Below are 11,694 nucleotides of genomic sequence, written 5' to 3'. Positions count from 1 at the left end.
GACGAGTTTTGTTTCCTACAAATGCAAATATTTTAACAATTGAAATACAAAATATTTATTAAATAGTGAAATTATCCCAAATTATTTAATATACACTATAACCCAATGGAAGAATAGTATTCTAAATAAAATATAATATGATATTATAGGAAATATATTACAGAAAGGGTGATGTTATTTGTCAGTATTTGCTAGGAGAATAGCTGTTGTTTTAGTTATCGTTCTATTGACGCTATCGTCCACCAGCGTATTTGCGGACAAGTCAAAAGTACGACAAATTACTACTATAGCAGCAAAAAGCCAGAAAGCAATTTCAGTGAAAGAAACGGGTACGCAGGAGCTGCCATTAGGTGAGGAGCGACTCGAATCCAATCCTCAGACCGAAAACGCGCCCGAGTTTCCTCAACAAAACCCGACTCAAAACCCTCAAGAAGCACAACCAGACATAAATCCACAAGATCCGCTCCCAGAAACTACAACAATCCCAACACCTACCCTACTTCACGCACGAACGATTTCGGATACAGAGATTCATTTGGAATGGCAGATCGTCTCAATCTCCGAAACAATTAAACTCTATGAGATTTTTTGTAACGACCAGTTAGTAGGGACAGCTACCGGTGATCAATACAACTTTACAGTCACCGGGTTGGCTCCAGCAACAACTTACATCTTTAAGATTAGGGCGCAGGGGCAGGACAATTCCTTATCAGATTATAGCGAGGCCTTATCAGCTTCAACCCTTCAGCCTGTAGCTATACCACTAAGTCCACCCACTCAGCTTAGATCAGATGTCCAATCGGATACAACGATCAATTTGTCTTGGAAAGTTTCGACAGATGTGCCTACCACCACAAGTGTAACCTATGAAATTTACATGAATGACGTATTAGCTGCTTCTGTTCCTGGAAACGAGACTTTTTATACCTTGACTAGGTTAACACCTGGTACTAGCTATTCGCTCAAAATGAGGACGGTTGCTGAGGACTCAGCTGTATCTGATTTTAGTGAAAGTATCATTGTAAGCACACTCTCAGGAAAAGTGGTGTACGAATTTGAAAATATGCCAGCTGTAACCAATACTGGCGAAGCCCTAAATTTGTTGGAAAACAGCCAATTTAGTGCGGGTTTGCTTGCTAACTATCCTGCCGATCAATTAGGTGACTTTGTGGAGTTTCCATTCACTGCAACACAAGGAATTTACGATCTAGAGCTAAGAATGGAGAAGTCTTCGGAAGGTGGAATCATCAAGATCCTGATTGATGGCGAGCCTGTAACGCAGACTTTGGATTTATATGAAATTGAGGAACGTACGGATTCGGTAGTAACTTTACCGATCAGATAAGATGATAAAGCGGAACATACGATACGTTTTGAAGTGACAGATAAAAATGCAAATAGTGCTGGTTATTCTTTGGGTCTTGACGCGATGTACCTTTCTGTATCGTCACTTGATACCTATGAACCAAACGATGCACCGGAAACAGCAACCGTCATGAATGTTTCCCAGCTCTATGAATCGTATATCTCAAGCTCTACTGATCGAGATTTTTATAAATTATCGGTTGGACAAAGCAATACTTATTTCTTGACATTGTTAGCGCCTAACGGAACTAAGTACAGACTGGACCTGTTCGATGCAAATTTGCAACCACTAGCCGTTAAGCAGATTGTTAATGGCCAAGACACCGATCTTTCGGTTTATTTGGTTCAGAATTCTGTGATATATCTCAAGGTTTCAGTGGCGGATGGAATGCCGATTAGCTCTGACCCTTACCGATTGCGTTGGAGTATTTCCCCCCTTAAACAATACACCTATGACGATGCGAACCGGCTAGTCCGGACGGAATATGAGCAAGGGCTCTATCGCTATCAAACTCAATATGATTACGACCGAAACGGGAATTTGCTCAAACGTACGACGGTAAAAACGCAGTTAAATCCATAAAGGGGTGAAAGAAGGATGAAGATGAACAAAGCAAATCGTAAATGGCTAGCACTGCCGCTTTGCGCGGGGTTAATGGCCTCCTTAATTGGCCCGGGAACGATCGGCTTTGCCGAGGAGGTCGTAGAACAATGGAATCAAGCTCTTCACGGGGGACCGTCTACTGAACACATCGTTCAGGTACCGAATCAAGAACCGTCAATCACAGTGGAGCTTAATAACGATCTATCCCCATTTGAGAATTTCCAAAGTGAAGAACAAGTTGTGTATGAAAGTGTGGAAATTCAGCCCAAGGTTAACCCAAGTATAACGAAGTCGTTGGCGGTGGATGTTGATGCCAAAGATCTTTATCAAGTAACTCAAGATCAGATGGAACAACTCCTTTCGGAGGGATACGCAATTGAAGATTTGTATCGATTAGATGAGTTAGCGAATAAGCAGTTCATAGATCCGATAGCACTGGCGAAACGCAAAGCAGACAGCGGACTAGATTGGGATGAGTTAGAGGTGATTTTGGTACAGGAGATGGAGCAGAAGCAACTTAACGAGTTAGCCAAAGCTCATCCTCAACCGTATGCGCAATTCAAAAAGGAACAATTAAAAGATGAGGATATCCTGAATTTGCTCATTGCATACGACACCGGAAAAGGAACAGTGGCTGAGTTGCTTGGTGCCTACAAAACCGGAGGGGAAAAAGCTGTCGCCAGTTATCAATCGAAATCGGAAAAACAACTGATGCAAACCAATAATGCTAAGACAATAACATCTTCTGTAGATACGGATACCCTTGAGCGAATTCGTTCATTATCCAAGGAAACAGGCATTTCTGAAACGGAGCTTCTCCGTCAGTTACAAGCTGCGAAAGAGGCTAGTAAACAAGCTTTGGCAGGGAAGGAGTAGGGGTATTTTGATGAGACAAGCCATATCATGCTTCAAGAATATTGTAGTGGCTATTTTGATTTTTATTATTGGCTCGCAAGCAAGTGCCCCCAGCGTTCATGCCCAAATCGATAATAAGCAACTGGAAAAGGTGCTTAACGGGCTTGTAACCCCAAAACTAGTCAATGAATCGAATAAACCAAATCTAGCTGACCGCAGCGGCGTCAGCGAAACCATTGATCCAGCGACTGGAACTCTTACGCTCTCTGAGATTGACTTAACTCTTCCTGGGAAGGATGGCCTGGATTTAACTTTGGGACGATTGTACAACTCCAGTCAGGCCGAAGTGGGTACAAAGCGAGTAACCGTTACTTCCGGTTCGTCCCAAACCGTCGGTTCCGGAGCAGGTTATTATGTAACGCTGCTCTATTGGGATATCGCGACAAATAAATACGCAACGTATTTTCCGGGTTATTATGCCGATCAAACCTCAGCGTATAACGTTGCAGATCATTATTTGAAAAATCAACCGGACAGCGGTAGAAGATACATTGACTATAACATCGAGTATAAAACGGTTCAGTATGTGCAGAACTCGTATACGACTACAACGAAAATTTATCCTGATGAAAACTCCTATAGCCGACAACGTTACGACTTAGGCGGAGGTTGGTCGATGGCATTCCCTTCTTTGCAAATCGAGGGGTCATATATTCATTACCATGATGGTACTGGTGCAGCCTATGTTGTGAAGTTTGACGCCAGTAATAAAGGCAAACTGGAGGACTACGGTCGTACTGATGTTGAGCTTTTAAGAGACTCAACTTATACGAACGGTCAAATGAATTCAACTTATGTGCTTGTGGATCAGAACAAAAAGAAAACCTACTTTGGCTCTGATGGAAGACTATTAGGAATTAAGGATCGTTTTGGAAACGAGATTAAATTCACACATGTCAATCGCTTGATGAACGGAAAAAATTACCCAGTAATATCGAAAATCGTGGATTCGATTGGACGCAATATTGATTTTGCTTATCAGAGTAACTTGAGTGATCCTAATTTCGACAAGCAGAATATGACCGAGAACATCACGATAACCGTTAGCCATCCCTCCACGACGGAGAAGAAAACAATCACTTATGCCAAGAAGAGGGAAGAAGTCAGCATTTTTGAAAACGGGACATTGATAGGTAAACGTTATGAACCTTACTTGTATCGAGTTACGGACTTAAATGGTTATAACACTTACTACAACTACTATTTGGCTTCTGAAAAATTCAGTGCGATAAGTAAATCATTAGGCGGTTCAGAGGCGGGGACTGCAGTTTATTTGCTGCAGTATGCGATGTACCCTCATTCTACATCCTTCTATGAATATCAGGTTATTACCCGGAACTGGGGTGGGGAAGGGGCATATCAAGCATTTCAAGTTACATCTAGATTTGATGGCTTGAACCGTTATAACTATGATGACCCAAGTAAAGGGATCTATGCTCAAGGGTTGTATAATAAATTGGATTACACGTATTTCGGTGATGTCACCGGTTACCCAACTTATAAAGTCGAAGAGGTTATCCCGGAGAGCTATCGTTTCGGTTCAGAGTCGTTGAATCAGGATGGCTTGAAAATTAGAACTACGTTTAACGGGAAGAAGCAGCTCTTGATGACCGAGCATACAGCATCAAACGGAGAGAAAATCACCGAAACTGTTCAATCCTATGATACAGCATTCAAGTATAAGCCAACGAAAGTTGAAACAAAAACAACCAGTGGAACCCGGGAGAACAAGCTGTACCAAACCTATAAATATTATAGTTGGGGCGACCTACAGAGCGAAACGCGTCCGTTAACGGCGACTCAGCTTAATGATGCTGCAATGGTCACACAACACACGACGACCTATGAGTATGATGCCAATTTCAAACTACCAACCAAGATCCAATACTATAAAGATGCCGGTACGGTATTAACCGAACTTTATACGTATGATGCTCAGGGCCGCCTAAAAACGGAGCAAAATGCAAATGGCGAAGTCACAACCTATAATTTCACGCAGGCTGCTGACGGTAGAACCTTGGAAACTTTAATCCCATTGGAAAATGGTAAAACAGCAAGAACTGTCGCTTATTACAGTCAGAGCGGTTCATATCAATTATTTCCGACTTCAATAAAATCCTATTATACCAATGATTCTGGGCAAATTACCGAAACAGCAGTTCAACGAACATATAACGTTTTACTTGGACTCATGACTTCAGAAACAAACGCAGATAACAAAACGACGCAATATCAATATGATGTGTATGGGCGTTTGACCAAAACGATTTATCCGGTGAATAACAATCAAAACGGTGAGCGTTATCAGATTGAAGACGTCATCGAATACCATGATCAAACTGTAGATAACAGCCCGGAATATTTTGACGATGAAAATAAATACCTGATCACGACTCGGATCGATTCTTATACGAGGTCGACACGCTTAAATGATAACGCGGTTAATTATGAAAACATTAAACACGAATTTTACGATGGGTTCGGAAATGCCGTATTAATCGGTCAACTTGACAACTATACGATGCGCGAGTTAGTTCTGGCCCAATACCACTATGATATTATGGCCCGGCCAGAATACGTGATCGACACCGTCGGCAATGTATCGACGGCAGACTATGATCCATGGGGACGTGCCTTTGAAGCGATTGACCCGTTCGGTAACTTGTATCGAAGCGATTACGACCTGATTGACCGGAAAACGACGTCCTATTTGGTTGCTGCCAGCGATCTCGCTGCCTTCCGCAGTAACCCTCAGGATACTTTGAAGCGGAATGTACTTGAGTCTTACACCGACCAATGGGGGCGTGAGATAACATTAAAGGCATTTCCTAACTGGCCAAATCGTACGACAAGCGTAGTCCAAGAGGATTTAGCTTATGATCACTTGGGCAATGTAACGACGTATACAGATCCGAATCGCAATACGACCCGTTATCAATATGACAAGCTTAGCCGGTTGACTGCGGTGCAAGATGCATTAAATCAAACCACCAGCTATGCATACAACAAACTGGGGCAATTGCAATCAACCACACAGACCGACGGCACGAGAAATTGGACAACGACCAAAGCTTATGACGAGACGGGATTCCTGAAAACGAGTACTGATCCGGTTGCCAATCAGGATGCCTTTTCCCGTAATAAACTGGGGCAGATTACGCTCCGCAAGGACGCGAACAACAACTTGATCAACTATCTTTATGACGATATCGGCCGAAACATTGCGAAAGTCGCGGGTTCGACCACACTCAAGAATATATATCAATTTACGCTGTTTGGACCTTCACGGCAGGAAGAACAACGCAGCGGATCGAATTTCATGACCATATACAACAGTTACAACTTCTATGGTTCTCAGACCTACAAAGCCAACGTGTATGACGGTGTGGTTACCATCGTTCGCCACGAATACGACGATGCGAATCGTCTAAAAAACGTCGCTGACGCGTTTGATTACTTTACGCATTACAGCTACGATAAGACCAGGATCAATCGTGTTCAAACTAACGGTTCTTATCAAGTCACAGCCGCGGAAAATGCCAATGCGCAGTATACCTATGAACCGGACGGTAAACTGAAGCGAGTCACTTATCCTAGACTCTCGGATGGTAGCTATTTAATCACTGATTACACCTATGATGGAATTGGTAGACTGCTCAAAGTAACGAACAAAAAAGGCGCCACTTTGTTGTCTGAATTCCAGTATGCTTACGATGCAAATGGAAATATCATATCTGTGACGGATTCGACCGGGACAACCACTTACCAGTACGACAAGTTGGATCGGTTAACCCAAGTCAAACGCCCGTCTGGCCAAATGATCGTATATGCGTACGATGCACGCGGAAACCGCAAAACCTTGCAAGGTGACAGTCTTATTGAAGACACTAATGAGCAGACCTACACCTTTAATGTCTGGGATCAGCTGAAAAGTGTAACCAAAGAAAATGTTACAACCGAATTTGAGTATGAGATGCAAGGGCTGCGGTTATCTAAGACCACGACGTCAAGAGAACCTGCAGATGCTTCTGGTCAAACTCCTCCACCTGTGACAGAAAAAGTTCGGTATGCTTACAATAACAGTGGTAAGGTGATAACAGAAGCAAATGGTAACAATCAGGCTTTGGCGAACTATGTTTGGGGTCCGGACCGTCTGTTGGCCAAACGAGATGCTGTAACAAACAAAAAGTATTATTATGTTTACAACGGCCACGGTGACGTGGTGCAAATCGTTGACGAAGCAGGCAACACGGTTAACAGTTACCAATATGATGAGTGGGGAAATATCCTCCATCAGGAAGAAGAAATCCAGAACGCCTTCAAGTACGCTGGAGAAATGCAGGATGAGGAAACTGGACTGTACTACCTGCGGGCAAGGTACTATGACCCTGCGACAGGACGGTTTATAAGTAAGGATACGTATGAAGGCAGCGTAACAAATCCGCTGAGCTTGAATTTGTATACGTATGTTGAGAATAAACCGTTGAATAATATTGATCCAACCGGCTATTGGTGTGAATCAGTAGTGAATGGAAAAACATATTCGCATGCAGGGCAATGTAGTAATCCAGCAAATAATAACAAATACGTACCGGATTCATTATATTATGCAAATAAAGGAAAGTCGTATTCGGAAATTATTAATATCTATAACAATCAAAAGCAGGCTGCAGTTAACTATGCTAACTCGATTTCTAAAGAAACCAATAATTTTATTACCATAATTAAAAATGAAGTCGCATTGCCGATAAGCGGTAATACATCATCTTTACTAAGTAAGGTTATCCAAGCAGCAGGATTAGCGACTATATTAGGGTTGGAAGCCACCTCTTCTTCTACTAAAACTAATAATGATAAACATTCTCTAATTTTTAGGAGTGGAAATGGCGGTGATGTAAACTTGACACCAAGGCCAGTAATAGATGCAAACGGGCTATCTTATTTTAAACAAGCAAGTAAAGATTGGAAAAGTTTCACTGTTACTTCTATAGAGTTGGTTAAAAAGACAGGAGTATTTACTGTAAAGAGTGATCCCAAAAACCCTAATCATATACTGATTCTTGCTAAAGATCCAATTGAACATCAAATTTGGATGTCTTCAAGAGACGCAGTAAAAAACAATGGTAGTGAACCCTACTACTTAACTAAAATACTACAGAGCATTTCAGTAAGATTAAAGTAGTGAAAAAAACAATATTTATAAGAAAGAGGATGTACTAATAAATGGATGTTGCAAATTATTTACCTAAAGACAAAAGTGATTACGATTCGATTAAATTACTAAAAACTTTATCTAAGGCTGAACTAAAGTTGATTTTACCGGAAATATTAGAATGGACTAAGGATATAAACTGGCCTGTAGCCCCCTTAATTATTGATGAATTGTTAATTCCACTAGGCCAAGACTTAATTCCATCATTAAAAGACATATTAGAATCTAATGATTACGACTGGATACAAAATATTTTGTGGCACTTAATTAGGAAACTTGACACCGGGATTATCTCTAGTTTAAAAGAGGAACTTTACAGGCTCGCTCAACTAAAAAATAAAGATCTCATTGAATACGACATACCCGAAATTGCCAAGGAATTACTCGCACAATCAAAATGACCACAGTTGGCCTTAACAATCCAGAATTGGCTGATGAGAACTTAATCCGTTGGATCTGTGGTAACAAATGAAACGGAACGTGATCACAATGATTGAACCAAACGATTGGCGCTTAAGAAACCAAACAAAGTACTTATTGGGTAAGAAGATGTTATTTCAAAATTACCTTTTTATGAATCAATCATGGGATCATAACCATTGTGAGTTCTGTTGGAAAAATTCCCCGAGGAATGTGATAGAGGTTACGCAACGGAAGAAAAATACTATTGGGTTTGTCCAAGCTGCTTCGAAGATTTTAAAGATATGTTCAATTGGAAAGTTAAATCAGAATAGGGGGACGACAACGGACAACCATCGATATTCTCAAAGCACCCTGGGAAAGAGCAGCAGGGACATAACCTGCTGCTCTTGTACTAATTACCTACTGTAGCTGTCATCACGCACTTCCTAAGTACTTTGCTAATCAGAGTGATGAGGTAAAGACATGGACGACATCCAAAGAATTGCACAGGAAATGTTAAAAAAGGCGGAGTCCATCCGAAATGAGTTGTTGATTTAATCCGATATTGGATCAAAGAAATCAGGTATATCTGTATACTGAAGTCAAGAAAAGAAAGCCAGAATCGTACATCTGGTGTTTGGATCAACACGGACAGCCTTTATGGAAACATCGTTTTCGTGGTGTAATGACTTGGTTCAACCTAAGCCTATAAGGCTTGCTATTAACTAAATTTGTTGATGCGGATCGATATGATGTGGACTTAGTGGCTTATGAAATGCTCAGGATCACACAAAAAAGTAGCGTGAGTACACCTGCTGCTTTTTCATTACTTACTAACTTCATGGCGCCAACATCGCGAACTTATCCAGTACGATGACGATATGACAGTTATACAAGAGGTGATGAAGTAAACATGGAAGAAGTATACTATTGTCCGTAATTAGACAAAAGAGAAGAAACAGACCAGTGTTATGCAAAGTGTATTCATTTTTCTTTTCATAAATAATATCATCTACAAAATGCAAGTGTATCAATTCCAAGGGGGAAGTCATAATTTGAGTCAAAGTGTGAAAGGAAGCTGTAATTCCATTCATAGTGAAGAAGTGTGTTCCAAAATCACTCCGCTATTTTTGTTAAGACAAGAAGCTATGGTGCATTATTTAACGGAAGAACCTATCTTTATGTACTGTAAAGAGAATGAATTATCTGAAGAGAAAACCTTGGAACAGGTGTTAAGATGCAGAGTATGGACCGCAGACAGTATCATTTCATGGTCGTTTTTTTCCGAATACCGTAACTTTCTTGATGAGAGCGGGAAGGAGTCACCTCTTGTTATTAGAAAGGTGTATTGGAATAAAAATCAGGAATATTATTTAAACCTTCCTCCAAATGTGAGAGCAGATCTGATGACGAAATGGCCCGATGCCTTAATACAAAATGTATATGTGTACGCCGAGGATGCACTAGAGCTTATTAGAATGCTCATGAAATTGGATAGCATAATTCTAAAACTAAAAGTTCCAGGTGGAAGAGGAACGGAAGTTGTGTCGACTAAGCTTGAGACAGAAGTAAGACGTTTGTTTGATTGGGGCTTGTATCACCTTAGTTGGAATGAAACCCGTATCAATCCAAGTGTGGAGGGCTATTTTGAGGAATTATTCCGTTATGTTGAAGGCTTTATATCCCGTTATCAAAAGAGCATTCATACCATTAATCTGGATTATACGATTCCGCCGAAAATTTTTAAGAGCATAGTAGAGGGTAATCATTAAAGATTTCATAAAATAGCTAAGACACTTTTTCATGGTAAGCCTTGATACGGAGAATTATCCAAAGTGGGTGATGCAAATATTCACCTATACATGAGGAAAGTGATGATCATAGTGAGCCATCAGAACGATTGGCGCATAAGAAACCAAGCAAAGTACTTATTGGGTAAGAAGATGGTATTTCAAAATTACCTACTTATGAATCAATCATGGGATCATGACCATTGTGAGTTTTGTTGGAAAAAAATTCCCTGAGGAATGTGATAAAGGTTACGCAACGGAAGACAAATACTATTGGGTTTGTCCAAGCTGTTTCGAAGATTTTAAAGATATGTTCAATTGGAAAATTGAATCAGAATAGGGGCACGAAGGCTGACAACCATCGATATTCACCCCAGTACATTCTTTGCCGGAGAGATGAGGTGAAGACAGGGATGACATCCAAAGGATTGCACAGGAAATGTTAAAAAAGGCGGAGTCCATCCGAAATGAGTTGTTGAAAGTCCGTGCGGATCAGAAAGTGATCCGATTTTACGAAACAAATCGTCCCTATGGACAATTTACCAACTTTGCTCTTTATCCAATTGAGATAAATGATAAGGTCTGGCCAACGTCGGAGCATTATTTTTCAGGCACAGAAGTTTGCGGGGAGTGAACATGAGGAAGCGATTAGACAAGCGGAAACCCCTTTTCAAGCTGCACAGATGGGGAGAGATCGATCCCGGCCGCTTCTAAGTGATTGGGAGCAAGTGAAGTTGAAAATCATGCGACAAGCAGTGGAGGCGAAATTCCAACAGCATCCTGAACTGAGGGGATTGCTAGTATCTACGGGAGATTGCTTGCTAATTGAACATACGAGGAATGACCGCTTTTGGGGTGACAACGGCGATGGGTCTGGGGCAAATTGGCTCGGCAAAATCCTGATGGAAACTCGCGAAAAATTATCCGGCTCAGAAGAAGCATTGTTTATATTACCTCCTTGGGTGGCTTTTCCGGAAGAGGATCCAACCAGCTTATTTTGGCGAATGGGGAAGGGGGAAAGTTATCTGGATGAGTACTGGCAGTGGAAGGAGAAGTTAACGGACTTGGCGAAAGAGCAGTACGATGCTTACTTTATTCCTCCATTAGGTTGGGAAGAGCGAGAAGTCTAGGAGGTGTTCCCTTGTTTCCCACAAATAATAAAGGATTGTTATTATCCCAATTTGTCGTGTGGAATGGGGGTGTGAGTATTTCGCCGAAACGGAAATATATATGAAAAATCGAATATATTCGCTCAAATATGGCGGATTTGGCCCATTCTATATGAAATTTCATATATAATCGCTCCCTTGAAGCCCGAACTTTGAGATTTTATGTGAAAAATCGAATATATTTCCGCCAAATGGGTAGTTTGCAGCGAATTATGTTCGAAAAATCATATATATTTT

Annotated in this window: 7 protein-coding genes; all 7 read left to right on the top strand. The window is 41.1% G+C overall.

Going from position 1 to position 11,694, the window contains the following annotated elements:
- The first annotated feature begins 178 nt into the window (after positions 1–178).
- A complete protein-coding gene (locus PBA01S_RS17205) occupies positions 179–1,345 on the top strand; it encodes a fibronectin type III domain-containing protein (RefSeq protein ID WP_127576419.1) in 1,167 nt (388 codons plus the stop codon).
- Between the two features lie 33 nt (positions 1,346–1,378).
- Entirely contained in the window at positions 1,379–1,948 is a 570-nt protein-coding gene (locus PBA01S_RS17200) for an RHS repeat domain-containing protein (protein WP_127576418.1), read from the top strand.
- 15 nt (positions 1,949–1,963) lie between these two features.
- Positions 1,964–2,845, top strand: coding sequence for a hypothetical protein (locus PBA01S_RS17195; RefSeq protein WP_127576417.1), 882 nt, complete (start codon positions 1,964–1,966; stop codon positions 2,843–2,845).
- A 10-nt stretch (positions 2,846–2,855) separates the two neighbouring features.
- Positions 2,856–8,066, top strand: coding sequence for an RHS repeat-associated core domain-containing protein (locus PBA01S_RS17190; protein ID WP_127576416.1), 5,211 nt, complete (start codon positions 2,856–2,858; stop codon positions 8,064–8,066).
- A gap of 41 nt (positions 8,067–8,107) precedes the next feature.
- Positions 8,108–8,497, top strand: coding sequence for a DUF5071 domain-containing protein (locus tag PBA01S_RS17185; protein WP_028539437.1), 390 nt, complete (start codon positions 8,108–8,110; stop codon positions 8,495–8,497).
- 1,056 nt (positions 8,498–9,553) lie between these two features.
- Positions 9,554–10,270, top strand: coding sequence for a hypothetical protein (locus PBA01S_RS17180; protein WP_127576415.1), 717 nt, complete (start codon positions 9,554–9,556; stop codon positions 10,268–10,270).
- 590 nt (positions 10,271–10,860) lie between these two features.
- Complete coding sequence (gene ybiA / locus PBA01S_RS17175) at positions 10,861–11,418, top strand: riboflavin biosynthesis intermediates N-glycosidase (RefSeq protein WP_232228354.1); 558 nt, start codon at positions 10,861–10,863, stop codon at positions 11,416–11,418.
- The last annotated feature ends 276 nt before the right edge of the window (positions 11,419–11,694 follow it).

Origin of the sequence: Paenibacillus barengoltzii NBRC 101215, assembly GCF_004000745.1 — a bacterium.
Classification (GTDB): Bacteria; Bacillota; Bacilli; order Paenibacillales; family Paenibacillaceae; genus Fontibacillus; species Fontibacillus barengoltzii.
This window is presented reverse-complemented; position numbering and strand designations above follow the sequence as displayed.